General features: G+C 58.1%; 19 protein-coding genes. 7 read left to right on the top strand and 12 right to left on the bottom strand.

Going from position 1 to position 26612, the window contains the following annotated elements; genetic code table 11:
- Positions 1-120: 120 nt before the first annotated feature.
- The gene (gene malE, locus ACF8YQ_RS06850) at positions 121-1320 is read right to left on the bottom strand and encodes a maltose/maltodextrin ABC transporter substrate-binding protein MalE (protein WP_396622983.1); all 1200 of its coding nucleotides are present in this window, start codon (positions 1318-1320) and stop codon (positions 121-123) included.
- A gap of 221 nt (positions 1321-1541) precedes the next feature.
- On the opposite strand from malE, the gene ACF8YQ_RS06845 reads away from it, so the two are divergent.
- Together ACF8YQ_RS06845 and ACF8YQ_RS06840 are read left to right on the top strand one after the other, a co-directional pair.
- Positions 1542-3413 (top strand): alpha-amylase, encoded by a 1872-nt coding sequence (locus ACF8YQ_RS06845; protein ID WP_396622982.1) that lies wholly within the window; start codon positions 1542-1544, stop codon positions 3411-3413.
- Positions 3410-4294, top strand: coding sequence for an aldo/keto reductase (locus ACF8YQ_RS06840; protein WP_396622981.1), 885 nt, complete (start codon positions 3410-3412; stop codon positions 4292-4294). Before ACF8YQ_RS06845 ends, ACF8YQ_RS06840 begins: the two co-directional genes overlap by 4 nt.
- An 11-nt stretch (positions 4295-4305) precedes the next feature.
- Here ACF8YQ_RS06840 and ACF8YQ_RS06835 read toward each other — a convergent pair whose 3' ends face one another.
- From ACF8YQ_RS06835 to edd, 3 genes are read right to left on the bottom strand one after another with little or no spacing between them, the layout of a single operon-like run.
- Positions 4306-4905, bottom strand: a complete 600-nt coding sequence (locus tag ACF8YQ_RS06835) for a uracil-DNA glycosylase family protein (RefSeq protein ID WP_396622980.1) — start codon at positions 4903-4905, stop codon at positions 4306-4308.
- Positions 4902-5867, bottom strand: a complete 966-nt coding sequence (locus ACF8YQ_RS06830; RefSeq protein WP_396622979.1) for a glucokinase — start codon at positions 5865-5867, stop codon at positions 4902-4904. Before ACF8YQ_RS06830 ends, ACF8YQ_RS06835 begins: the two co-directional genes overlap by 4 nt.
- Complete coding sequence (gene edd / locus ACF8YQ_RS06825; protein WP_396622978.1) at positions 5864-7684, bottom strand: phosphogluconate dehydratase; 1821 nt, start codon at positions 7682-7684, stop codon at positions 5864-5866. The genes ACF8YQ_RS06830 and edd overlap by 4 nt, the downstream gene beginning before the upstream one ends.
- A 171-nt stretch (positions 7685-7855) precedes the next feature.
- Here edd and gap point away from each other — a divergent pair, with 171 nt between their 5' ends.
- Both gap and pyk read left to right on the top strand, forming a co-directional pair.
- Positions 7856-8860: a type I glyceraldehyde-3-phosphate dehydrogenase gene (gene gap, locus ACF8YQ_RS06820; RefSeq protein ID WP_396622977.1), complete on the top strand. Its 1005-nt coding sequence runs from the start codon at positions 7856-7858 to the stop codon at positions 8858-8860.
- 23 nt (positions 8861-8883) lie between these two features.
- Complete coding sequence (gene pyk / locus ACF8YQ_RS06815) at positions 8884-10332, top strand: pyruvate kinase (protein WP_396622976.1); 1449 nt, start codon at positions 8884-8886, stop codon at positions 10330-10332.
- Between the two features lie 68 nt (positions 10333-10400).
- On the opposite strand, the gene ACF8YQ_RS06810 is transcribed toward pyk, so the two are convergent.
- The 3 genes from ACF8YQ_RS06810 to zwf are packed head-to-tail and all read right to left on the bottom strand — an operon-like array spanning position 10401 to position 13280.
- Positions 10401-11048 (bottom strand): bifunctional 4-hydroxy-2-oxoglutarate aldolase/2-dehydro-3-deoxy-phosphogluconate aldolase, encoded by a 648-nt coding sequence (locus ACF8YQ_RS06810; RefSeq protein ID WP_396622975.1) that lies wholly within the window; start codon positions 11046-11048, stop codon positions 10401-10403.
- A 50-nt stretch (positions 11049-11098) separates the two neighbouring features.
- Positions 11099-11812 carry a 6-phosphogluconolactonase gene (gene pgl, locus ACF8YQ_RS06805; RefSeq protein WP_396623283.1) on the bottom strand — a complete coding sequence of 238 codons (714 nt, stop codon included), beginning with the start codon at positions 11810-11812 and terminating at the stop codon, positions 11099-11101.
- Entirely contained in the window at positions 11805-13280 is a 1476-nt protein-coding gene (zwf, locus tag ACF8YQ_RS06800) for a glucose-6-phosphate dehydrogenase (protein WP_396622974.1), read from the bottom strand. The genes pgl and zwf overlap by 8 nt, the downstream gene beginning before the upstream one ends.
- A gap of 219 nt (positions 13281-13499) precedes the next feature.
- Here zwf and ACF8YQ_RS06795 point away from each other — a divergent pair, with 219 nt between their 5' ends.
- From ACF8YQ_RS06795 to pulA, 3 genes are all read left to right on the top strand, one after another.
- A complete protein-coding gene (locus tag ACF8YQ_RS06795) occupies positions 13500-14372 on the top strand; it encodes a MurR/RpiR family transcriptional regulator (RefSeq protein WP_206851643.1) in 873 nt (290 codons plus the stop codon).
- 275 nt (positions 14373-14647) lie between these two features.
- On the top strand, positions 14648-15973 hold the full coding sequence (lamB, locus tag ACF8YQ_RS06790) for a maltoporin LamB (RefSeq protein ID WP_396622973.1): 1326 nt from the start codon (positions 14648-14650) through the stop codon (positions 15971-15973).
- 225 nt (positions 15974-16198) lie between these two features.
- Positions 16199-19357: a pullulanase-type alpha-1,6-glucosidase gene (gene pulA, locus ACF8YQ_RS06785; RefSeq protein ID WP_396622972.1), complete on the top strand. Its 3159-nt coding sequence runs from the start codon at positions 16199-16201 to the stop codon at positions 19355-19357.
- 95 nt (positions 19358-19452) lie between these two features.
- On the opposite strand, the gene ACF8YQ_RS06780 is transcribed toward pulA, so the two are convergent.
- The 5 genes from ACF8YQ_RS06780 to clpP form a co-directional block, all read right to left on the bottom strand.
- A complete protein-coding gene (locus ACF8YQ_RS06780) occupies positions 19453-21306 on the bottom strand; it encodes a SurA N-terminal domain-containing protein (protein WP_396622971.1) in 1854 nt (617 codons plus the stop codon).
- Positions 21307-21464: 158 nt separating this feature from the next.
- Positions 21465-21737 (bottom strand): HU family DNA-binding protein, encoded by a 273-nt coding sequence (locus ACF8YQ_RS06775; RefSeq protein ID WP_008174603.1) that lies wholly within the window; start codon positions 21735-21737, stop codon positions 21465-21467.
- Between the two features lie 238 nt (positions 21738-21975).
- Positions 21976-24393 (bottom strand): endopeptidase La, encoded by a 2418-nt coding sequence (lon, locus tag ACF8YQ_RS06770; RefSeq protein WP_224848911.1) that lies wholly within the window; start codon positions 24391-24393, stop codon positions 21976-21978.
- A gap of 175 nt (positions 24394-24568) precedes the next feature.
- Positions 24569-25852 carry an ATP-dependent Clp protease ATP-binding subunit ClpX gene (gene clpX / locus ACF8YQ_RS06765; protein ID WP_011785317.1) on the bottom strand — a complete coding sequence of 428 codons (1284 nt, stop codon included), beginning with the start codon at positions 25850-25852 and terminating at the stop codon, positions 24569-24571.
- Positions 25853-25928: 76 nt separating this feature from the next.
- A complete protein-coding gene (clpP, locus tag ACF8YQ_RS06760; protein ID WP_396622970.1) occupies positions 25929-26564 on the bottom strand; it encodes an ATP-dependent Clp endopeptidase proteolytic subunit ClpP in 636 nt (211 codons plus the stop codon).
- Positions 26565-26612 lie beyond the last annotated feature (48 nt).

The following is a 26612-nucleotide window of genomic DNA, read 5'->3' as shown; positions in this document are numbered from 1 at the left end:
GGTTTCCGTTATCATTGTAGTCAGCCCGATTGGCACCGTCGCCCGGCCGGCGACGGCAGGTTCTCAGTCACATCAGGTGTCGGGCGGGGCCTTCCCTGGCCCGTAACCCGAGCGCCGGTCTCAGCGGGTAATGCGCTGGGCGGCTGCGTTCAGGGCATCTTCAACCGGCTGGCGGCCAGAGGTCATGTTCTGGAGCGCGGGCCCCATGGATGACCAGAATGCCCCCATGGCCGGCACATTGGGCATGGGCTCGCCCAGTTGGGCATTCTCGAAGGTGGCTTTGATGTTGGGATCCGAAGAAAGCTCATCCATGAACGCCTTGTTGGCAACTGCGCCCAGAGGAACATCGTCGTTCACCATCTTCAGGCCCTTGACCGAGAGCGCGTAATTCTCCAGAAATTCCACCGCCAGGTCCTTGTTCGGGCTCGCAGAGTTAAGCGTTGCTGCCATCACACCGACCATGGGCTTGCTCGGTTCGCCATTCACCGTTGGCAGTGTGGTCACACCGAAGTTGATACCACTCTTGCGAGCATTGGCCCAGGCCCAGGGGCCATTGATCATCATGGCGGTTTCGCCCTTGTTGAAGCTGGATTCCATAGCACTGTAATCCGCTCCACGGGGCATCACACCCTCTTCGATGAGCCGCACCAGCGCGTTGGCACCGGCCATGGCACCCTGGTTATTTACGCCGGTGTCACTGACGTTAACCGAACCATCGGCATTCTCGGCGAAAATATAGCCGCCATCGGCCGCCAGCATGGGCCAGGTGAAGTAGGTATTGTTGTAATCCCACAGAATCGCCCGTTTGCCGTCCTCCGCCAGGGTCTTGTGTACGGCGGGAATGTCTTCAAAGGCCGTTGGTGGCTCCGGCAACAGATCCTTATTATAGATCAGGCCTACAGATTCAACGGCCATCGGGTAGCCATACTTCTTGCCATCCACGGTGACGGCATCCCAGGTGAATTCGTAGTTGGCGTCGATCACCTCCTGGGACGGCTTGATCTCGGAAATGATGCCACTCTGGGCCCACTCGCCAACACGATCGTGGGCCCAGATAAAGATATCCGGTCCATTGCCGGTAGCGGCAGACTGCTGGAATTTATCGGTGGCACTGTCCGGGTGAGCAACCTCAACCGGAATGCCGGTTTCTTCGGTAAACCAGTCACCGACTTGCTGCAGGCCGTCATAGCCCTTGTCGCCATTGATCCAGACAACCAGTTTGCCCTCCTCAATCTCGGCAAGAGCTGGCGCAGCCATGCCCAGGCTGGCGGCAACCACAGAAATGGCAAGGGTGCTGCGAATAAAGGTTCTACGATTCATCAGGTTATTCCTCTGTGTCTGATTACTTTTTTGTTCTTGTCCGGCCTGCCACGAGGTTGCCTGGCCGGGTCTGACGCAAATCTTTCTTTTGCGAGTCTCCGCACTGTGTTGCAAAACGGTGCTGCAGGCATCACCCCTTATATCATTCCCCGAGGCGTAGTATGGGGGAGTAGACCGGCGTAGAAAATTCCTTCTCCCGGTGCGGGCCGAAGTCTGGTTACATGGCTGCAACAACAACCAGAACCCGTCCGGAGTATCGCGCCATGCAGCCATCCTTTACAACTACAGCCCTATCCACCGTTATTGCCGCCCTTGTGCTGAGCGGTTGCACCAGTACCAGTACCAATAGCAGCACGATACCTGCAGGGCCACAGACTCGCCTGCAGGGGGATACCTTCTGCGAAGCGGCGACCACAGAACTGGTCATCCCCGTCGCCGGCACCTTTTCCGACGGCCAACGGGTTCGCGACTATTACACCGGCCGTACCGCCGTTGTCCGTGACGGCCAGGTCACCATGGCCCCTGGAGAACAGGCCGAAGGACTGGTACTGCTGGAGGCGGCCAACTCAGAAACCGGACAGTTTACCTGGGGTGGCGCGACAGTGTACTTCGCCGTCACTGACCGTTTTGCCAATGGCAACCGGGACAACGACAATAACTATGGCCGAAAACCGGACGGGAAAGACGAAATTGGCACCTTCCATGGCGGCGACTTTGCAGGCCTGGCACAACGGCTCGATTACCTGCAGGCACTGGGCGTAAATGCTCTCTGGATTACGCCACCGTTTGAGCAGATCCATGGCTGGGTGGGCGGAGGTGACCGTGGTGATTTCCGGCATTACGGCTACCACGGCTATTACGCCCTGGATTTCACCGTGCCCGACGCCAACTTCGGTACCCGGGAAGAATTCCGGACTCTGGTGCAGCAAGCCCACCAGCGGGGCATTCGGGTGGTACTGGATGTGGTTATGAACCACCCCGGCTACAGCACACTTCAGGATATGCAAACCTTTGGCTTCGGCTCACTTTACGACGGATTCGAAAAGCACCTGCCCGAGCGTTGGGGAGACTGGAGGCCGGAATCCTGGGAGAACTTCCACGCCTACCACGCGTTCATTGACTATGATCATCCGGACTGGTCCGGCTGGTGGGGCAAGAACTGGGTGCGGGCCGGCATTACCGACTACGAAACGCCGCCGAATGCGTCCATTGATGAAGTGCGTGGTTCTCTGGCTTTCCTGCCGGACTTCAAGACCGAATCTGACCAGGCCGTTGGCCTTCCCGAGTTCCTGAAAAACAAACCGACCACACGAGCCACAGAACTGGAAGACGCCACTGTGCGTGACTATCTGATCACCTGGTTAACGGATTGGGTCCGGGAATTTGGTATTGATGGCTTCCGCGTTGATACCGCAAAACATGTGGAGCCAGAAGCCTGGGCCGAACTCAAGGCAGCCGCCCAACAGGCCCTGGAGGATTATCGTCGAGCTAACCCGGGCGAGGCCCTGCCCGCGGAGGAGTTCTGGATGGTGGCCGAGGTGTTTCCACATTCCGTTCAGAAAAGCAGCTACTTTGACGCTGGCTTCGACGCTGTGATCAACTTCGACTTACAGGAAGAGGCTGCCGCCGGGGCCCGCTGCCTGCCGGCCATGGAATCGGTCTATGCCGATTACGCCAACCGCTTGAATGGCGACGATCCCTTCAATGTCCTGAGCTACATTTCCTCTCACGACACGACCCTGTTCAGCCGTATTGCCGATGGGGATCCACAGCTGCAGAAACGCGCCGCTGCGGCCCTGTTGCTGACGCCCGGCGCTGTTCAGCTGTATTACGGCGATGAATCCGGGCGCGAGTTCGGACCCACCGGTTCGGATGCGCACCAGGGAACCCGTTCGCCCATGAACTGGCAGGCCATCGATTCAGGCCAGGTAAACAGCATCCTGGAACACTGGCGCATCCTGGGACAATTCCGGGAGCGCCATCCGGCCATCGGTGCAGGCAGCCATCGCATGATCAGCAAGAGCCCCTATGTGTTTTCCCGACAATACGGCGATGACCGCGTTATCATTGCCTTTGGAGCCCACCAGCCATGAGTGCAGAACACGGCACCTGGTTACCCGATACACCCCTGATACTTGGCACGATGCGCCTTCTCGACCACCCGGAACTGCTCCGCGCCCGGACTCTTGCGGGCTGGATCAGCCATCAGGTCGACCAGGGTCTTGACGTGTTTGACCACGCCGATATTTACGGCGATGGCGCTTGCGAGCGCCACTTCGGGGAAGCGCTGGCCACAGCGCCGGGCCTGAAACAGAGGGTACGTGTGGTCACCAAGGCGGGCATCGTACCGGGCCATCTCGACACCAGTCGCTGGCAGACCAAGCATTACCGGGCGGAGGCCGACTACTTGCGGCAGGCCATAGATGGAGCCCTGCAACGATTGCAGTTGGAACAGATTGATACCTTTCTGATTCATCGTCCGGACCCACTCATGGATGCCGGGGCGGTTGCGAGCATACTGGAGCAGGCCGTCGCGAACGGAAAGATCAGCCATATTGGCGTGTCCAATTTTCTGCCGGATCAATGGCGATGGCTGCAACAGCACACCTCGCTACCACTGGTCTGTAACCAGTCCGAGCTGTCGCTGGCCCATGCCGATGCGCTTTTCAACGGCCAGCACGACGCCATGCTCTGCGACCGGCTGAGGTGGCTTGCCTGGTCACCGCTGGCCGGCGGACAACTGGCGAATGCCGTGCCGGAGGAGCTGGTGAGCGAGGCGAGAGAGCAAACCGGCCTTTGCCTTAACGGCCTGGCCGTCGCCTGGATCCGTCAGTTACCGGGTAGCCCGATACCGGTGCTGGGCTCCCTGAAACCGGAAAGAATTGCGGCGGCTTCCGCCGGGGCAGGTACATCGCTGCCCCGCCCCTTATGGTATCGCCTACTGGAAGCGGTACGGAGCGCGCCGGTGCCCTGATCGAACATGAATTACCCGGCGAGCACCTCGGCCACTCGCTCCTGCAGGGCTGGTACTACCTCCAGTTCAAACCAGGGATTCTTTCGCAGCCAGAGGTTATTTCGCGGGCTGGGATGGGGCATGGGAATGATCGCAGGCCAGAACTGCTGCCAATGCCGCACATTCTCGGTTACCGCACGCCTTGCGCCTGGAATATGCCAGGCATGAGCGTATTGACCGATCAACAAGGTCAGGCGAATCTCCGGCAAACGATCGAGCAACGCCTGGCGCCAGGCCGGCGCACACTCCGGGCGCGGTGGAAGATCTCCGGATTTGCCTGTCCCCGGATAACAGAACCCCATGGGCAGGATGGCGAGTTTCTGTTCATCGTAGAAGGTATCGCGGGTAATGCCCATCCATTGGCGCAGCCGGTCACCACTGGGGTCATTAAACGGCAGACCGGTTTCATGAACCCGTCGGCCCGGCGCCTGCCCGACGACCAGAATACGGGAAGATTCACTAAGCTGGACCACCGGCCTGGGCTCGTGCGGCAAGGCGCCGGCGCAAATTCGGCAGGCCCGGACCTGCCGGACCAGATCATCAAACGACAGTTCCGCCAGAGTTCTGGTCATACCTCGGGATTGCCCAGTGCTTCCGCAGCCCCCAGCAGACCGGTATAGGCCTCGGTTACCACATAGACTGGCGTGAATTCCAGTAACGGGCGCATGCGCCCCTTGTCTTCAAAGCCGTTACGGAACGGACTCTCCAGAAAAAACTCGAGGAATCTGGGCAGAATGCCGCCACACAGGTATACGCCACCCAGACTCCCCAGCGTCAGCACCGCGTTACCTGCGGTACGCCCAAGAATCTCGCAGAAGTGCCGAAGGGTTTCCCTGGCCAAGGCATCGGAAGCGTCCACAGCCGCTGCCGTGATCTTCTCCGGAGCATCCAGCGGCGCCGCCACACCACGGATTTCGGCGTGGGCCTGATACAGGTTCAGCAACCCTTGGCCACACAGAATCCGCTCAACCGACACCCGCCCAAACCGGGACCGAAGAATGCGTAGCACGTCCATTTCCAGATCATCGGTGGGTGCGAAATCCACATGACCCCCTTCGGTCATCAGCGGCACCCAGCCATTGCGGATCGGTACCAGACCGGAAACGCCGAGGCCGGTACCGGGGCCCATCACCAGTTTCGGCCTGCCAGGGTCTCCCGGGCCGCCACAAACGTGCACCAGATTCGCGTCCGGTACATGGGGCACACCCAGAGCCATGGCAGTAAAATCGTTGATGACCTTGAAGGCCGACCAGCCAAAGGCCTGCCGCACCACCTCAGTATCAAAACGCCAGTGGTTGTTGGTCATTCTCACCTGAGTACCGCGCACCGGAGAGGCCACGGCCAGGCACGCCTGCCTGACGGACGCCACACCCGCACGCTCCAGATAGGCGACCACCGCCTGATCCAGGTTCTCGTAATCGCGGCAGGGCAACACTTCAATGGCCCGTGGTTGCACACTGCCCTGCTCTACCAGGGCAAAGCGCGCATTGGTTCCGCCGATGTCTCCCACCAGAGAGTAGTGTTCTGCTGTCATGCCTCGTGGTTCCAGAAAAAGCTGGCGCCCTGCTCAGGGTTGCTGGCCGAACGGCGGAGCCAACCAAACAGCTCGCGCCCGTAGCCGGTATGATACCCGGACAGATCAACCTTTGCAGGCGTGCGGGCGGCCAGGTCATCATCCTTAACTTTCACGCTCAAGATCCCCTGACGAGCATCCAGAACAACCGTATCGCCGTCTTCAATGAAGGCCAGTGGCCCTCCGTCCAGCGCTTCCGGATAAACGTGGATAGCTGCGGGTACTTTACCGGAAGCACCAGACATCCGGCCATCCGTAACCAGCCCCACCTTGTACCCCCTGTCCTGCAACACCCCCAGGTACGGGGTCAGCTTGTGCAGCTCGGGCATGCCATTGGCCCGGGGCCCCTGAAAACGGACCACCACAATGCAATCCCGGTTCAGATCTCCGGCTTCAAAGGCCGCCTTGAGTTCGTTCTGATCGTTAAACACCACCGCCGGAGCCTCAATGGTATGGTGTTCCGGGGCGACAGCAGACACCTTGATAACGCCCCGGCCAAGATTGCCCTCAAGTACCCTGAGCCCGCCGTCGGGCGCAAAAGGCTCGGAAACGCTGCTGAGCACTTCCGGCATGGCACTTTTCTCAACTGCCGGTTTCCAGACGAGCTTCTCATCGTCGAGTTCCGGCATGCGGGCGTACTGTTCCAGGCCATGACCCATAACCGTATGCACGTCATTGTGCAGGTATCCGCCAGCAAGCAGCTCGCGGATCAGGAACGGCGTGCCACCGGCTTCATGGAAGGCATTCACATCCTCCTGGCCATTGGGATAGATACGGGTCATCGAGGGCACAACCGCCGAGAGCTCGGCGTAGTCGTTCCAGTCAATGATAATGCCGGCAGCCCGGGCGATGGCTATCCAGTGAATGGTATGGTTGGTTGAGCCACCCGTTACCAGCAGCGCCACCAGAGCATTGACGATGCTCTTTTCATCCACCATGTCACCCAGCCCCAGCTCTCCACCGTGGGGTTTCGATAACCGGATAACCTGTTCCGTGGCTGCCCGGGTCAGCGCGTCACGCAGCGGCGTCCCCGGATTCACAAAGGCGGCGCCGGGCAGGTGCAACCCCATCACTTCAACCAACAGCTGGTTGCTGTTGGCGGTGCCATAAAAGGTGCAGGTACCCGGGCTGTGGTACGACTTGCTCTCGGCTTCCAGCAACTCCTCTTTGCCAATCTTGCCTTCGGCGTAGAGCTGGCGAATGCGCTGCTTCTCTTTGTTTGGCAATCCGGAAGGCATAGGGCCGGCAGGTACCAGGATGGTCGGCAGATAGCCAAAACTCAGCGATCCGATGAGCAGCCCCGGAACAATCTTGTCGCAGATCCCCAACAACAGAGTGGCATCAAACATGTTGTGGCTGAGCGCCACCGCCGTGCTCATGGCGATTGTGTCGCGGGAAAACAGGCTGAGCTCCATGCCCGGCTGGCCCTGGGTCACACCATCACACATGGCGGGTGTGCCCCCGGCAACCTGGGCCACCGACCCCATACCATGGGCCGCCTCGCGGATGAGGTCAGGGAACTTTTCGTAGGGTTGATGGGCCGAAAGCATATCGTTGTAGGCGGTTACGATTGCCACGTTGGCCTTGTTCATGAATTTTAGCGTGTCTTTATCAGCCTGGCTGCAGGCCGCAAAGCCATGAGCCAGGTTGCCGCAGGACAGGGAGCTGCGGTGGGGAGACTGAGCCTTGAGGGCAGTCATACGATTCAGGTAGTCCTGGCGGCTTGACCGGCTGCGCTCAATGATTCGCTCGGTCACCTTGGTGATGATGGGATGCATGGCGATCTCCCTTGTCTGTTTTGATTATAAGCTGGCTGCATTTAGATGTAAGTTTACTTACTTTTTTTCGTGAATCCAGCTGTTCAGCGTTCATTTGTTCGTTTTTTGTTGTTATATTTACTACATTGCTCACCACAACCAACAACAAAACCCTGCAAAGGAGCCAGAATCATGACCATCCGCATCGCAATTAACGGTTTTGGCCGAATCGGCCGCAACGTCCTGCGGGCTCTTTATGAAAATAACTACCGAAACCAGATCCAGGTAGTCGCCATCAACGACCTCGGAGACGCCGAAACCAACGCCCATCTGCTGAAGTACGACAGCGTCCACGGCCGGTTCAATGGCGTGGTCAGCCACGATGCCGAATCACTGACCGTTAACGGTGACCGCATCGCCATTACTGCCATCCGCGACCCGAAGTCCCTCCCCTGGCGGGATTTCCGGGTCGATGTCGTGTTTGAATGCACCGGGCTGTTTACCAGCCGCGATAAGGCCGCCCAGCACCTGACGGCCGGGGCCCGCAAAGTCATCATCTCGGCCCCCTCGGCCGATGCCGACGCAACCGTGGTGTACGGGGTCAATCACTCCACTCTGACCGCCGATCACCAGGTCATTTCCAATGCATCCTGCACCACTAACTGTCTGGCTCCGGTCGCCGAAGCGCTCCATCGCGTGGTCGGTATCGAGAGCGGGCTGATGACTACCATCCACTCCTATACCAACGACCAGAAACTGAGCGACGTGTATCATCAGGATCTGTACCGTGCACGCTCCGCCACCCAGTCCATGATTCCGACGAAGACCGGCGCCGCTGCCGCCATCGGCAAAGTCATCCCGGAACTTGCAGGCAAACTGGACGGGCTCGCGGTCCGGGTGCCAACGATCAATGTATCACTGGTTGATTTCGGCTTCATCGCTGGCCGCGATACCTCGGTAGCGGAAATCAACGAGACCGTCCGCGAGGCGGCCCGGAACAATCCGGTACTCGGATTCAACACCGAGAAACTGGTCAGCATTGATTTCAACCATAACGCACTGTCCAGCGTGTTTGATGCAAATCATACTCGGGTACTGGGGCGTCATGTAAAAGTCATGGCCTGGTACGATAATGAATGGGGCTTTTCCAATCGCATGCTTGATAATGCAATCGCTCTTGTCAAAGCCAATCAATAACCTGAATCAAAGGACACTCATCTATGCTCAGGCGCACGAAAATTGTCGCCACGCTCGGCCCCGCCACTGACACACCGGAGTCACTTGCCGCCATCATCAAAGCAGGCGTTGACGTTACTCGCCTGAATTTCTCCCATGGCAGCGCCGAAGAGCACATGGCCCGGGCGCGCCAGGTTCGCGAAGCCGCTGCAGCAGAGGGCCGCTTTGTTGCCCTTCTGGCCGACCTTCAGGGCCCCAAGCTGCGCATCGCGCGGTTCTCCGATAACAAGGTATTCCTGGAAGCCGGACAAACCTTCGTTCTCGACGCCAGCATGGACAAGAATGCCGGCACCGCAGAGCGGGTGGGCATCGACTACGAGCAACTGATTGAAGACGTTGCTCCGGGCGACATCCTGGTGCTGGACGACGGCCGCATCGAGATGGAAGTGATGTCGGTAGACGAGCACAGCATTACCTCCAAGGTGCTTATTGGCGGCCCATTATCCAACAACAAAGGCCTGAACAAGCGCGGCGGCGGGCTGTCTGCCGAAGCACTGACCGAGAAAGACAAGCAGGACATTGTCACCGCCGCCAAACTGGGCGCGGACTATGTCGCCGTCTCATTCGTGCGCACCGCCGAAGATATGCACATCGCACGCAGACTGCTGAGCGAAGCCGGCTCGGAAGCAGGCCTGGTAGCCAAAATTGAGCGGGCGGAGCTGGCACACGACGACCAGGCTCTGGATGAGGTCATCCTCGCCTCAGACGCCGTCATGGTCGCTCGGGGCGACCTGGCGGTTGAGATTGGCGATGCCGAACTGGTCGCGGTTCAAAAGCACATCATCGCCCGCGCCCGGGTACTGAACCGGGCAGTCATCACCGCGACCCAGATGATGGAATCGATGATCACCAACCCGATGCCCACCCGGGCCGAGGTGTCCGACGTCGCCAATGCCGTAATGGACTACACCGATGCGGTCATGCTGTCGGCCGAAACCGCAGTGGGTGACTATCCGAAAGAAGCGGTAGAGGCCATGGTACGCATTTGCCTGGGCGCCGAACGGCACCCCTCAATGCACCAGTCCAAACACCGGATTCATGAGAGTATGGAGCGGGTAGACGAAGCCATCGCCCTTTCCGCCATGTACGCCGCCAACCACCTCCAGGGTGTCCGAGCCATTATCTGCATGACCGAGACGGGCGCGACCCCGAGACTTATGTCCCGCATCAAATCCAGCCTGCCAATCTTTGCGCTGTCCCGCCATCACTCCACCCAGCACCGGGTGGTCCTGTTCCGCGGCGTGCAGACCATACCGTTTGATTCGGCCCGGATTGCCAATGAGCAGACCAATGCGGAGGCGGTGGAGCAACTGCGCAAGCGCGGCGTGGTCGACGAAGGCGATCTGGTGGTGATTACCAAGGGGGATTACGTCAATGCCCAGGGCGGCACAAACACCATGAAAATCGTGCGCGTTGGCAGCGACATCCGCTAACCGACCTGCAAAAAGCTTACCCCGGACACAAGAAACCCACCACAGCGGTGGGTTTCTTTGTTACTGGTTTACAGATCGCTCAGGCTTCCGCTGGCAATCTCCGAAACCGCTTGCCAGTCTTTACCGGCAATAGCCTCTGCCGGCGTGAGCCAGGACCCACCGACAGCACGGACATTCGGCAGCGACAGATAGTCCCTGGCTGTCTGCCGGCTAATGCCCCCGGTCGGACAAAAGACAACATCGGAAAATGGCCCACTGAACGCTTTCAGCGCAGGGATACCGCCCGCCACTTCCGCCGGGAAAAACTTGAACTCCCGATAACCCAGCGCATACCCCATCATCAGTTCGGACACCGTCGAAACCCCTGGCAACAGCGGCGCTTCTGAGGTAACACCGAACTCCAGAATGGCCTCAGTGACTCCCGGAGTAATCACAAACTGCGCACCGGCCGACTCCACTTGCCGGTACTGGGCAATACTGGTAACCGTTCCCGCACCAACCCAGGCTTCGGGAATGGCTTTTCTGACCTTTTCGATGGCACGCACACCATGCTCGGTGCGCAAGGTGATTTCCAGCACCCGGATGCCTCCATCCACCAGTGCTCGACATAGCGGGATGGCATCGTCCGGGTCTTTTATCGCAATCACAGGCACCAGGGGCGACGCCGCCAGAACGGACTGCACCCGCTCGCGATGATAATCCGACAGTTGATTCATGGTGATCTCCTAAAGCAGTTAGCGATGATGGCCGGGCAAGAAACGCGGCGTCACGGGCTCCAGAACACTTCCAGACCGGGTTTCAGAAAGGCCCGCACCGGCATTGCAAACACATCATCCAGAGCCGAACAGGCCCTTCGGAGCGTTTCCAGCTTGTCCTCCCCTTTCAGGTGCAGCGCGGTATAGCGCGCTTGCGCCAGCACCGCCCGGTTCAGCGTCACTCTGCGCTGGGGCTGGGAGTTCGGCGTCATCGCAGCCACCAGGTCGGTATTGGACTCATCCATGGCTTCGGGCAATTCCGGCGCATCCGGAAACAGCGAAGCGGTATGACCGTCACTGCCCATTCCCAGAATCACTACGTCCACCGGCACAGCGAGCACGGACAGCGCCTGTCGAACCGCCTCCAGTCCTTGCTCCGGAGTTTCCCCCGGCTGCTTCAGAGCCAGGTAACGGGCTTTCGCAGCCTTGCCCACCAAAAGGTTGTTTCTGACCAGGGTGGTGTTACTGTCGGGGTCGCCCTCCGGCACCCAGCGCTCGTCTGCCAGCACGACATCCACTCTGGACCAGTCCAGCGCCACCTCGGACAACGCCTTGAAAAAGGGTAAAGGCGTAGAGCCTCCGGACACCACCAAGCTCGCCCTGGGCGCCTGTTCAAGGCGGCGGGAGAGAACATCAGCGACGGTCGAGGCCAGGGCCCGGGCCACGCGCCCGGCATTGTCGTCGGCATGGAACCCGACCCCCTCAGGCAAGCGAATGTCAGGCATCTTCATACCAGCTCCTCCCGTCCCGCGTGATCATGGCAATGGAGGCGACCGGGCCCCAGGTGCCGGCGGCATAACGCTTGGGCGGCTCGCCACTGTCTCTCCAGTTGGCGATGATCTCGTCGACCCAGCGCCAGGCGTATTCTACCTCATCCCGGCGAACAAACAGGTACTGATTCCCCTTCATCACCTCCCAAAGCAGACGCTCATAGGCATCCGGAATCCGTTCCGTTTCAAAGGTTTCGGAGAAGGTCAGCTCCAGCGGCCCCTGCCGCAGTCGCATACCCTTATCCAGCCCCTGATCCTTGGTCAGGATTTTCAGGGCCATACCCTCGTCCGGCTGTAGTCGAATAATCAGTTTGTTGTTGGCCAGATGCTTCTGGTCCGGGTCGAAAATGTAGTGAGGCGCTGGCTTGAAATGGATGATGATCTGGGAAAGCTTCTCCGGCAGTCGCTTGCCTGTACGGATGTAGAATGGCACGCCAGACCAGCGCCAGTTGTCGATCTCGGCTTTCAGGGCCACAAAGGTTTCAGTGGCACTGCCCTTGTTGGCACCCTCCTCCTCCAGATAGCCCGGCACAGGCTTGCCATTGCTGGTGCCCGCGGTGTATTGACCACGCACAACATACCGATCCATCATGTCCGGGGTAATTCGCTTCAGCGCCTTAAGCACCTTTACCTTCTCGTCCCGAATGCTGTCCGCCGACAGGTCTGCGGGTGGGTCCATCGCAATCAGGCACAGCAACTGCAGCAAGTGATTCTGAATCATGTCGCGGATCTGACCGGCCTGGTCGAAATAGCCCCAGCGCCCTTCTATACCCACGCTTTCCGCAACGGTGATTTCAACGTGGGAGATATGATTCTGATCCCACTGGGAGGCGAACAGGTTGTTGGCAAAGCGCAGCGCAATCAGGTTCTGCACGGTCTCCTTGCCCAGGTAGTGATCAATCCGGAACAACTGGTTTTCGTTGTAGACCTCGCCCAGCTCATCGTTGATGACCCGGGACGACTCAAGATCGTGACCGATGGGCTTTTCCACCACCACCCGGGTTTTCTCATTACAACAACTGGTCGCTTTCATATTGCGGGCGATCACGCCATACATTGAAGGCGGCGTGGCCATGTAGACGATGAGCTCGTTGTTGGGTTCATCCCGCCACTCACGCAAAGCCCCATAGCCTTCAGGATCGGTGAAATCCAGCAATTGGTAATCAACCCGCTGCAAAAACGTGTTCGCCACTTCAGCATCAAACTCACTGTCTTTTACATGATGCCGAAGCTTTTCAAGCAGCTGCTCCCGGACTTCTGCTGTTGTTGCCTCCGTACGTGCAATCGCCAGAATGCGACTGCCTTGCGCGAGCAAGCCCGCACGCTCCAGCTGATACAGCGCGGGAAAAAGCTTGCGCTGAGCCAGGTCACCCAGCGCGCCAAAAAGCATGAGGTCACAACGGGTATTGGTATTGTTGACCATTGGTTCCTTCTCTCTTATATCCTGGTGGCGAGCCTATTAAATTGGCACGCCAACGCCTCGATGTAGTAATTTTAAACAAATAATGACATCGTATTTTTAATATTCCAAGAAAAACCTGCCATTTATGACATTTTTACTACCCCAATTCTGACGGAAACGCGGTATAATCCGCAGGTTTTCTCTAATAACGATCGCACAAGATGCAGGGAGTATTCTTCCATGGCCGCTAACCAGGCGCACCGTGACGACAATCTGCTTGAAGACATCCAGGCCCGCCTCGATACCCTGAACAAGTCCGAGCGCAAAGTTGCTGAAGCCATCCTGCGCGACCCCAGCGCGGCCACCCGTTACAGCATCGCCGCCCTGGCGCGAGCTGCCGATGTCAGCGAACCAACCGTAAACCGGTTCTGCCGAGGGTTTTCCGCCACGGGCTTCCCGGACTTCAAGATTCGCCTGGCCCAAAGCATCGCGACCGGCACCCCCTACGTCGGGCAAAATGTTGAGCCAGACGACACCGTTGCAGAGTTCGCCGACAAAATCATGCTCAGCACCATCGCCAGTCTCGACAAGGCACGCCAGTCGCTGGACCCAAAGGCCCTGGCGACCACCATTGACTATCTGATCCAGGCCAAGCAGATCAATTTCTTCGGCATGGGCGGCTCCGCGTCGGTGGCCCTGGATGCCCAGCACAAATTCTTCCGCTTCAACATTCCTGTCATGTCTTACGATGACGCTCTGATGCAACGGATGGTGGCGGCCGGCGCCCAGGTTGGCGATGTCATCGTGCTGATTTCCTACACCGGCCGGACCCGGGAAACGGTTGATATTGCCCGATTGGCTCGCGAAAACGGCGCCACGGTGATCGGTATCACCAACCCTGAGTCACCCCTGGCCGAGTGCTGCACCACGGTACTGGGGGTAACCGCTCCCGAAGACACCGAGGTCTACATGCCGATGTCGTCACGGATTATCCATCTGACCGTCATCGACATTCTGGCCACGGGGGTCACGCTGAAACGGGGCGCGGACTTCCTGGGCCACCTGAAGAAGATCAAGGAAAGCCTGAAAGCCACCCGCTTCCCGCAGGCCTGAAGGCAATAACGTCTGCTGCCTTTTTTCAAGGTAGCAGACACTTTCCGGGAAAGGATCATCCATCTACGCCCCTCCTCCCCCTTAAAACTCACCCCCCAAATTCTTCAAGGCGGAGGATGTACTGACTCCCGCGTTACAACACCATGAAATCCGGTTTCCCAATGTCTGATTGGCAGAAGCTGCACTCAAGGGAACCGGAAGCCTGACCGGGACCTAGAAACCGGAAATTCCGCGTCCCTGACATGCAAGAATGACAAAAACACAGGACTCAAACGATGCACAATAAAAAGCCTCTCTTCGCTAGCAAGCTCCCACTGGCAGCTGCCATCACCGCAGCGGTCATGGCAACACCGGCCATCGCGTTGGACTTCCACGGCTACGCCCGGGCAGGAGCCTCCACCAATATCGGCAGCGGCGGCGAACAAACCTGTTTCGGCAGTGGCGCCAGCGGTCACTATGTAGGCCGCCTGGCTGACGAATGCGACACCTATGCCGAGCTGTCACTGGGCGACGAGCTGTTCAGCCAGGACGGCAAAACCTTCCGCGTTGATTCCATGCTTGCCTACAGTGCTGAGCCCCAGGGCAACGATTACCAGGCACTGAATGGTGGCAACAACATCAGCGGTATCGACTTCGCCAACGAAGAAGTCACCCGCAACAACGCAGACCCGTTCGGCGGCGGTGAGATTGCCCTGAGACAGCTTTATGTGTCTGCCAAAAACGTCGTCGAGTCGCTGCCCGGCGCCACCCTCTGGGCCGGCAAACGCTTCTATCAGCGTAAAGACATCCACCAGATGGATCTCTACTACGTCAACAACTCCGGCTACGGCGCGGGTATCGAGAACATCAAGGCAGGTGCTGGCCACCTGTCCGTTGCCTATACCAATGCCGACACCAGCGACGGTGAAGGCCTGGTACAGAACAACAAAGTTGACGTTCGCTACGCCTTCCCCGTTGCCGGCGGCCACACCCTTGAACTGATCGGCATCTACGCCATGGCGGACCTGACCGACCAGCAGAAAGACGCCGGCATTGAAGACGAGAACGGCTATTTTCTCACCGCCGAGCTGTCATCAGGTGTTATGGGTGGCTTCAACAAGTTCGCCGTGCAGTATGGCGCCGACTCCATGGGCTTCGCCAATGCCGAAGGCAGCAGTGGCGGGCGAGTGGATAACGGCAACGTTGCTGGCTACTTCGAGTCCAGTTGGCGCGTGCTCAATCACGGTGTGATCAAATTGGGCAATAACTGGGATCTGGGGCATTCCGTTGTCTATGAGAAAGCCAAACCCCATGATGCCGGCGCCCGTGATGGTGAGCGCCTGAGCATCATCGCCCGACCGATCTACAACTGGTCAACCGTCATGAGTACCGCGATTGAGATCGGCTACAGCGATACCGACCGCCCCTGGTTCACCGAATCCCAGGACCTCGGGAAAGTGGCCATCGCCCAGCAATGGCAGGCCGGCCCTGGCTACTGGGCGCGCCCCGTTATCCGCGCTTACGCTGCTACCTTCTTCGGAGATGAAGCCGAGGCCGCACGCGGTGGCGAAGGAATCGATGGTGACATCCAGATCGGCGCCCAGATCGAAGCCTGGTGGTAAGGCTCTAAACTCCACACGCTCTACTTGGACCTCCTTCAGGGCCGGCATTTGCCGGCCCTTTTTTTTACCCCTAACCCAATGACATCTACGCCCTGCTGTCACCTACGGCTACGCCCCGAAAATCCGGCCCCGGAGGGATGTTCTCATGCATGCTTCGCGCAACCATGAAGAAGATCCGGAGCGGATCGTCCACCAACAAAAACAATTGGAAAGAGGATGTTGACAATGCCAGACCATAAACGACTCACGGGCGGCATAGTGCTGACCCTTGCGCTGACTCTCACCGGCTGCAACTCCGGCAGTAGCAGCGACTCACCGGCCAACGGCGGAAACACTGGCGCTGACGGCCTGCTCGAACCCGGGGCCAACGAGGCCCTGCTCTATTACAAACGACCGGATGCCAGCTACGACGGCTGGGGCCTGCATCTCTGGAACGATTCAGGCGCCGGTTGTGACGGCCTGGCCCAAGGCGTAGCTACCGAGTGGGACAGCCCGCGGCCTGCTGACGGGGTCAGCGATACCTATGGCGCTTGGTACCGGATTCCCATGCGGGAAGCCGGCAATTGTTTCCATTTCATCATGCATAAGGGTGACGACAAAGATCTCGGCGGTCAGGACCACCGTTGGCACTTTGAGGCACTGGGCCAGCGGGTTTTCACAGTCAGCGGCAGCCCGGAGTTGTCCCGCACACCCATTGAAACAGACAGTGTGGCCATCACTGGTGCGAGTGCCCACTGGGTTAATGAGAACACTCTGGTCTTTGCAGAGACAGAAAACCTGCCCCGGGTTGAGCTCCGTTACGATCACGACGCGAGCATTACCGTGAACGAATCCAGTACTCTGAGCGGCGGCAGCAGCCTGACACTCACCCCCACGACCTTGTCGCCAGCGACGGCAGAAAAGTTTCCGCATCTGGCAGACTGGCCCGCCTATGAAATACAGGCGGATCACAATACCATTCGATCGGCACTGAAAGGTCAACTGATCGCGGCCGCCTGGAACAGTAATGACGAGCTCGTGGTCGCCACGGGCGTTCAGATTCCGGGAGTTCTGGATGACCTGTTCGCCTACACCGGTGAACTGGGCGCCGTCGTTGAGGGAAGTAACGTCAACTTTGCCGTCTGGGCACCCACCGCTCAAACCATGAACATTCATGCCTTTGATGACAACGGCACCCTGCTGCCCGGATATCCGGTTGGGATGACCGAAACCAACGGCGTCTGGACTCACTCCGGTAGCCGGAGCGACTTGCTGGAGATGTACTACCAGTACGAGATCTCGGTTTATCACCCGAGAACCGGCAGCATAGAGACCACGCTGGTGTCTGATCCCTACGCCCTGAGCCTGTCTCGCAACGGCCAGTACGCGCAGGTGGTGGATCTGGCCACCAGCTACAAGCCTACGGGATGGGACAACCTGAACCCGCCCGCGCACACGGCACCGGAAAACACCGTGGTGTATGAGGTTCACGTCCGCGATTTCAGCGCCACCGACGAAACCGTTGAACCAGCCCTTCGCGGCAAGTTCAAGGCCTTTACCGGGCCCGCCGATGGCAGCGTCGACAGCGTGGCACACCTAAAGGCTATGGCCGATGCCGGTGTGACTCACCTGCACCTGCTGCCGGCCTTTGATATTGCCACGGTGAACGAAGATCCGGCCCGGATCGTGGATATTGACGATAACTTTGGCCAGCTGTGCGATCTGTCCGAGACTGCCGCAAACGATTACGCCGACCAGTGCCAGAGCGGAAAAACCATTCGTCAGGTGCTTGAGAGTTTCGACCCACTGACAGGCGATGCCCAGGCTCTATACAACACGTTCCGCAGCCTGGACAGCTTCAACTGGGGCTACGACCCGGTGCACTTCACCGTCCCGGAGGGAAGCTACGCCACCGAAGCCCAGGGCCCGGCACGCATCACCGAATTTCGTGAGCTGGTGATGGCAGCGGCCAACCTGGGACTCAATGTGGTTCTGGATGTGGTTTACAACCACACCAATGCCTCGGGCCTGGCAGACAACTCGGTGCTCGACAAGCTGGTACCCGGCTATTACCACCGCCAGAATCCTGAAACCGGGGCAGTCGAACAGTCCACCTGCTGCGAGAATACCGCCTCTGAGCACGCCATGATGGAAAAACTGATGATCGACTCGCTGGTCACCTGGGCCCGGCACTACAAGATCTCAGGATTCCGGTTTGATCTGATGGGCCACCACATGCTGAGCAACATGGAAAACGCCCTGGCAGCGGTGCAGAGTGTCGACCCCGACACCTATATCTACGGTGAGGCCTGGAATTTCGGCGAAGTTGCCAACAATGCCAGAGGTGAAAATGCCATTCAGGCCAACATGGCCGGAACGGGTATCGGTTCCTTCAATGATCGCCTTCGGGATGCGGTGCGTGGTGGCGGCCCGTTTGATGAAGGTGCCGCCATCCGGGCCAACCAGGGCTTCGGCAACGGCCTGTTCACGCTCCCAAACGACCGCAACAGCGGCAGTGACGAAGAGAAGAACCGCCTGCTGCAGGTGAGTGACTGGATTCGGGTGGGTATTACCGGCAGCCTTTCGGATTTCAGGTTCGAGACGGCCACCGGAGAAGTGAAATCCGGTGCCGAAATCGACTACAACGGCCAGGCCGCGGGATACACAACGGACCCTCAGGAAATCGTCAACTACGTGTCCAAGCACGACAATCAGACACTCTGGGACAACAACCAGTACAAGGCCGACTATACCGCCACTACAATGGAGAGAGCACAGATGCAGGTCGTGGCTCTGGCCCTTCCTGTTCTGAGCCAGGGCATTCCTTTCCTGCACATGGGGTCTGAACTACTGCGCTCAAAGTCCATGGAAAGGGACAGCTACGATTCCGGCGACTGGTACAACGAGGTGGATTTCAGCTACCAGTCCTCGGCCTGGAACAGGGGGCTCCCGCGCCAGGATAAAGATGGCGCCAACTGGGATCTGATCACCGAAGTGATCACCTCTGCCGGCAGCAACGCCAACCCCTCGTCGACGGCGATCGCCTACACCCGCGACCAGGTCATGTCGTTACTCCGGGTACGTAAAAACAGCGCTCTGCTCCGGCTTGAAACCGCTGATGACATCAAACATCGCCTGACCTTTCTCAACACCGGCCCAAATCAGATCCCAGGCTTGATCGCCTTCAGTTTGCTGGATGACGGCACCGATGGCCTTTCCGACCTGGACCCGGCCAACGACGAGCTGGTGGTGGTCATCAACGCCAGCAATAGCACACAGACCCTGAACAATGCTCCTGCGGGCAACTTCACCGTGACGGCGGACACATCGCCCGATCAAGCCGCAAAGGCGAGCAGTGGCGAATTCTCGGTGCCAGGCCTGTCGGTTGCCGTTTTTGCCCGCTGATTGACGGGCGCTAACACAGCCAGAATGCCGAATTTTGCTTCAGATACGAAAAAGGACCCGGAGTTCGGGTCCTTTCTTTTAATCGCTTCGGTCGATCAGTTCCGCTCAATCTCGGCTGTGTTGCGAAGGTACTGCTGGTAGGCGGTGTATTCACGCTGCCCCTCCAGCTGTGCCAGGAAACGCAACAGCTGCTGGTATTCCGCACCTTCCTGATCAACCTCACCCTCGTTGACGCTGGTCAGGACAATAACAGCAGCCTGGTCAGCCGTTACAGCGCGGCCAACGGTTGGCGAGTCACCATCCGGGCGGGCCATAGAAAACACTTCCTGCACCACGCGCGGGCTCAGGCCAGACACACTCCGGCCCTGATTTTCAAACTGCTGCCATTCACCGGCACCAAGTTCGTCAGCACTGGTACCGGATTCAAGCTGAGCCACGAGCTCATCAACACGGGCTGCCAGCGCATCCCGGGTTTCGGTTCTCTCCAGAATCCGACGAATCTCCGGTTCCACATCGGCCAACGCCAACTGGCGCGGTTCATGGTACTCGCGCACCCGGGCAACGACCGATACGTTATCACCCACATCGATCAACTCGGTGTTGTAGCCACCCTCAAGTACATCTTCAGAGAACAGTTGACGTACCAGACCCGCATGATCAAAGGGTGCTGCACCTCCGTCCCTGCTGACACCTTCGACCACCCGAATTTCCAGACCCAGCTCTTCGGCCGGGCCGGCAAGATCGTCGGCAGCGTAGGCCGCATCAGCCAGTTGCGAGCGAACTTCCGCAAAACGCTCACTGGCCCTGGTTCTGGCCAGCTCCAGTCGCAGCTCTTCACGCAACTCGTCAAAGGCAGGCACATCGGAACGACGTACTTCTTCCAGTTTGATCAGGTGAAGACCAAAGCTGGTCTCAACCGGGCCAGAAACCTCGCCTTCTTCCAGCGCAAACAGAGCTTCTTCAAAGGCTTCATCGTAGACACCACGACCGGCAAAACCGAGATCACCACCTTCCTGTGCAGACACGGTATCGACTGAGTATTCCTCGGCCAGGACGGCAAACGACTCACCGTCTTCAAGACGCTGCTGGATGGTTCCGAGAGTCTCCTGCCCTTCATCACCAGCCTCTACCAGGATGTGAGCGGCACGGCGTTCTTCACGTGCGTATTCTTCGGCGCGTTCTTCGTAATAGGCGCGCAATTCGTCTTCGGTAACCTCAAGGGATTCCGCCAGTGCCCCCTGGGACAGGGTAATGTAGGCAGCATCCACCTGCTCCGGCTGACGGAACTGGTCACGGTTCTCGTCGTAGTAGGCCTGTACATCGGCCTCGGTCACATCCACCTTGTCCTGAACACTACTGCCATCAAGGGTCAGCACGCGGAAGTCACGGGTCTGGTTCTGGATGGCCAGCAAATGGGCTGCGTTCTCAGGCGCCACAACACCGGTCTGGGCGATCGCCGCGCGAATCTGGTTGACCACGTAGTTCTTGCGCATGCTTTCGCGGAACTCGGCAACACCCATGCCCAGATTGCGCACTGTGGCTACAAACCGATCACGATTGAACTGACCATCAACCTGAAACTGCGGCATCTGGGTTATCAGGGAATCGATGTCGGCGTCGGTCAGCTCCAACCCCTGGCTCTGGGCATCCTGCGTGAGCACGGCCTGCTGTATCAGCGCGTCCAGTACGTCACGGCGAATCTGATCCTCGTCCAGCAGGGTTTGATCCGGATTCTCCATCTGCATCAGGCGCTGCTGGCTTTCCATCTGTACGGTGCGCAGAAACTCCCGCTCGGTAATGTCCTGACCGTTGATCGTTGCCACTTCTGGCTCCCCAGTGAAGCCGCCGATGATGGCGTCCATTCCCCAGATCGAGAGGGAAATAATCAATAGGCCAACGATAACCTTGGCGATCGTACTCTGGGCGTTATCCCGAATATCTTGAAGCATGTTGTTCTCGAATCCCTGTTCAAGGTTCTGCTGTTGGTAGTGGTGAGGCGAGAGCTGAATGAGCCACCGTTAACACGCAAAAAGGCGCACCCTTACCGGAATGCGCCTTGAATTCTGATGGCAGTTCCCGAAACCGGGAACTGCCAGAGAAAGAACCGTTACTTAACGGCGTCTTTCAGGGCCTTGCCTGCCTTGAATCCAGGCACTTTGGAGGCCGGAATCTTGATTTCTGCGCCAGTCTGCGGGTTGCGACCGGTACGGGCAGCACGCTCTTTCACAGAGAAGGTGCCAAAGCCGATCAGGGTAACCTGGTCGCCTTTCTTCAGTGCACCGGTGATGGAGTTGGTCATGGCATCCAGCGCACGGCCAGCTGCGGCTTTGGAGATGTCTGCGGACTCTGCAATTGCATCGATCAGTTCGGACTTGTTCACACTAAACCCCTTCGATTTCAGGTTGAAGATGTTATAGGTCGGTTTATTTTTTCGCGGACGTTCTCGACTATCGCATAAGCGATGGGAGAATTCCATTCTTCAGTTTTTTTATTCCTTGCGGCATTAAACCGGTGTTCGGAATAGGCACTTACTGCGCGGGAGCCCTTGGTATTGGCTGCTTCACGGCGAAACAGTTATACCAACGGGCTCTCAGGCGTGTCAACAACTCATCCGGTGTTTAATGTGTATTTATGCGCTCTGCAGCGTCGCCGGAATCATCCGCAGCGGTCGATTTGCCAGTTTCCTTGTCAGCATTTTCCGCCCGGGGATCCGGCTGGTAGGCCAGTGCAATGTCCAGAACCTCATCGATCCACTTGACCGGACGAATCTCCAGGGACTCCTTGATGTTGTCCGGTATCTCTTTGAGATCTCTAACATTTTCATCAGGAATAATGACCGTCTTGATACCACCCCGGTGGGCTGCGAGCAGCTTTTCCTTCAAGCCCCCAATGGCCAGAACCCGACCTCGCAGGGTGATTTCACCAGTCATCGCCACGTCCGCCCGAACCGGAATTCGGGTCAGTGCAGAAACCAGTGCTGTACACATCCCGATACCGGCACTTGGGCCATCTTTCGGGGTCGCACCTTCGGGAACGTGCACGTGAAGATCGTGTTTTTCGTGGAAATCATCCGCCACACCCAGGCCGGCTGCCCTGCTCCGGACCACCGTAAGTGCCGTTTGAATGGATTCCTGCATAACGTCACCCAGAGAGCCGGTTTTGACCACACGGCCCTTACCTGGCGTCAAAGCACACTCTATGGTCAACAGTTCGCCGCCGACCTGGGTCCAGGCAAGACCGGTCACCTGCCCGATCTCGTTGGTTTCCTCTGCCAGTCCGTATTTGAACTTCTTGACCCCGGAGTAATCCTCCAGAAGATCCGGCGTCAGCGTCACAGAGGCCTTGCTGCTGCTCTCTACGTGCTCACGCACCACCTTGCGGCAGATCTTGGCAATCTCGCGCTCAAGGCCCCGCACACCGGCTTCCCGGGTGTAGTAACGAATGAGATCCCGAATAGTCTCTTCCGGCAGTTTCAGTTCGTCCTTGCGCAGACCATTGGCCTTGAGCTGCTTGGGCAGAAGGTAACGCAAGGCAATATTAACCTTTTCATCCTCGGTGTATCCGGGAATCCGGATGATCTCCATGCGGTCCAGCAATGCCGGTGGAATATCCATGGAGTTGGAGGTACATACGAACATCACATCAGAGAGGTCGTAATCGACTTCCAGGTAGTGATCATTGAACGTATGGTTCTGCTCCGGGTCCAGCACCTCGAGCAGAGCCGAGGCCGGATCGCCACGATGGTCCATGCCCATCTTGTCGATTTCGTCGAACAGGAACAGCGGGTTCTTCACACCCACCTTGGAAAGCTTCTGCAACAACTTGCCCGGCAGCGCGCCGATATAAGTCTTGCGGTGGCCTCGTATCTCGGCTTCGTCACGCACACCACCCAGCGCCATGCGGGTGTATTTGCGATTGGTAGCCTTGGCGATGGACTGGCCAAGGGAGGTCTTGCCAACCCCGGGAGGCCCTACCAGGCAAAGCACAGGCCCTTTCACCTTCTTGACCCGACTCTGAACCGCCAGATACTCCAGAATACGCTTCTTCACCTCGTCCAGGCCGTAGTGATCCCGGTCCAGGATTTCACGGGCCTTTTCAAGGTCGTGACGAACCCGACTGCGCTTCTTCCAGGGGACCGCCAGCATCCAGTCAATGTAGCCGCGCACCACGGTAGCTTCCGCGGACATCGGAGACATCATCTTGAGCTTGTTCAGCTCTGCTTCGGTTTTCTTCCGGGCCTCTTCCGGCAGACCGGCTTCCTCAAGCTTCTGCTCGAGTTCCTCGAAATCGTTATTACCCTCACCGAGCTGGCCCATTTCCTTCTGGATCGCTTTCATCTGCTCGTTCAGGTAATACTCGCGCTGGCTGCGCTCCATCTGCTTTTTCACACGGCCACGGATGCGCTTCTCCACTTCGATCAGATCAATCTCACCGTCCAGCTTGCCCAGCAGAAGATCAACCCGCTTACGAACGTCCAGAGCTTCCAGCAACTCCTGTTTCTCGGGAATCCGCATCTCCAGATGCGCGGCCATGGTATCGACCAGACGCTCAAGTTCGTGGATACCGGTCAAAGCATTGGAAACCTCAGATGGCACCTTTTTGGACAGCTTCACGTACTTCTCGAATTCGTCCATCAGAGTCTTGGTGAGGACGTCTTCCTCGCGCTCCGGCAAGGATTCCTCATCCATCAGAATGGCCTGGCCGGACAGGTAATCGCCTTCCTCGATGTCGGAAATGCTGGCTCGGGAATTACCCTCGACCAGAACCTTGACGGTGCCATCCGGCAGCCGAAGCATCTGCAGCACCGTCGCCAGGGTGCCCATGGCAAATACATCCTTCGGGCCCGGCTCGTCGGTGGAGGCATCTTTCTGGGCTACCAGCAGGATTTCCTTGCTGCCCTCCATTGCCGCTTCCAGCGCCTGAATGGATTTTTCGCGGCCCACAAACAGCGGAACCACCATGTGCGGGAACACCACCACATCACGCAAAGGAAGCAGCGGGTATTCGTGCACAGTTTCATCAGGTATACGGGTCATGGGGAATCCTCTGACAGTATTTCTTTCAGCATATCACCCAACATTGGGGCGCTGACAAAAATTGCAATCTTTTTACGATGGGAAATATCAGGGAGCAAACGATAAGGGCCTGAGATGAAAAAGGGGCGTTGAACGCCCCTTTTATGTCACCCGGTATTCTACGCCCTGTGCCCGTTCAGTCTTCGGGCACCGCCTTGGCGTGATCGCTGCTGGCGTAGATCTTGAAGGGCTCGGAATCACCCTTGATCACACTCTCGTCGATCACCACCTTGGAGACATCATGCTCAGAGGGAATCTGATACATGGTATCCAGCAGGGTCGCTTCCATTATCGACCGCAGACCACGGGCACCGGTCTTGCGCTCCATGGCTTTTCTGGCCACTGCGCGCAGGGCGTCTTCCCGGAAGTCCAGCTCCACCCCTTCCATATCAAACAGTTTCTGATACTGCTTGGTCAGGGCGTTTTTGGGCTCGGTCAGAATCTGCACCAGTGCTTCTTCATCCAGCTCAGTCAACGTGGCCACCACAGGCAGACGGCCGACGAATTCCGGAATCAGGCCAAACTTCACCAGATCCTCGGTCTCGACTTCGCGAATGATATCGCCAGTGCTCTTGCTGTCGTCCTGGCTCTTGACTGTAGCCGAGAAGCCAATGGAACTGCGCTCAGACCGTTCCTGGATAACCTTGTCGAGGCCGGCGAAGGCACCGCCACAGATAAACAGGATGTTACCGGTATCCACCTGCAGGAATTCCTGCTGGGGATGTTTGCGCCCACCCTGGGGCGGAACCGAAGCGACCGTACCTTCGATCAGCTTCAGCAAAGCCTGCTGAACACCCTCACCCGAGACGTCCCGGGTAATGGACGGGTTATCGGACTTGCGGGAAATCTTGTCGATCTCGTCGATGTAGACAATACCGCGCTGGGCCTTTTCGACATCGTAGTCGCACTTCTGCAGCAGCTTCTGGATGATGTTTTCAACGTCTTCACCCACATAGCCTGCTTCGGTCAGCGTGGTCGCATCCGCGATGGTAAACGGTACATTCAGCATGCGCGCAAGGGTTTCCGCCAACAGGGTCTTACCGCTACCGGTGGGACCGATCAGCAGAATGTTGCTTTTGCCCAGCTCGACATCACTCTTGCCCTCGCCGTAGCGAAGACGCTTGTAGTGGTTATACACCGCTACAGACAGAACGACCTTGGCGCGATCCTGGCCAATAACATATTCATTAAGAGTCTCTCGAATCTCTGCCGGCGTGGGCAGGCGATCGCTGGCCTCCTCCGGGGCGTTCTCCTGAATCTCTTCCCGGATAATGTCATTGCACAGATCAACGCACTCGTCGCAGATGAACACCGAGGGCCCTGCAATGAGCTTACGGACTTCATGCTGGCTCTTTCCACAAAACGAGCAGTAGAGCAACTTGCCGTTATCGTCGCCTCTGCCGTTTCTTTCATCTGCCATTGAAATACCTCTGTTCTTCGTTGGCCGGCGTCGTCAGTGTGTACGCCGGCCGGTAGTGATGCGATGACTTTCAGTATTATTTATTCGATACACGCTTATCAAGTATTGTATCGATCAACCCGTACTCTTTGGCCTGGCCAGGATCCATGAAATTATCACGGTCGGTATCCCGGGCGATGGTCTCGATGTCCTGACCGGTGTGCTCCGCCAGCAGCTCGTTGAGCGTGTTGCGGATTTTCAGGATCTCACGGGTATGGATCTCGATGTCCGTCGCCTGCCCCTGATAGCCGCCCAGCGGCTGGTGAATCATTACACGGGAGTGCGGCAGGCAGGCACGCTTGCCCTTCGCGCCACCCGACAACAGGAAAGCACCCATGCTGGCTGCCTGGCCGATGCAAAGCGTTGCTACGTCCGGCTTCACGAACTGCATGGTGTCGTAAATGGACATGCCAGCGGAAACAGAGCCACCCGGACTGTTGATATAAAGGTGGATGTCCTTGTCCGGATTTTCGGATTCCAGGAACAGCAACTGGGCAACCACGAGGTTTGCCATGTGATCTTCAACCGGGCCAACCAGAAAGATCACCCGCTCCTTGAGCAGACGGGAATAAATGTCGAACGAACGTTCGCCGCGCGCCGTCTGTTCAATAACAATCGGCACCAGGCCTGAGCTGGTTATCATTGTAGGGCCATCAAACGGTTTCTGCGTCATGTGCGCCTGAACTCCTTATGGACAATGGTTTGGACTCCTGCTTCAACG

It is taken from the genome of Marinobacter sp. W-8 (assembly GCF_044342215.1).
Classification (GTDB): Bacteria; Pseudomonadota; Gammaproteobacteria; order Pseudomonadales; family Oleiphilaceae; genus Marinobacter; species Marinobacter nauticus.
This window is presented reverse-complemented; position numbering and strand designations above follow the sequence as displayed.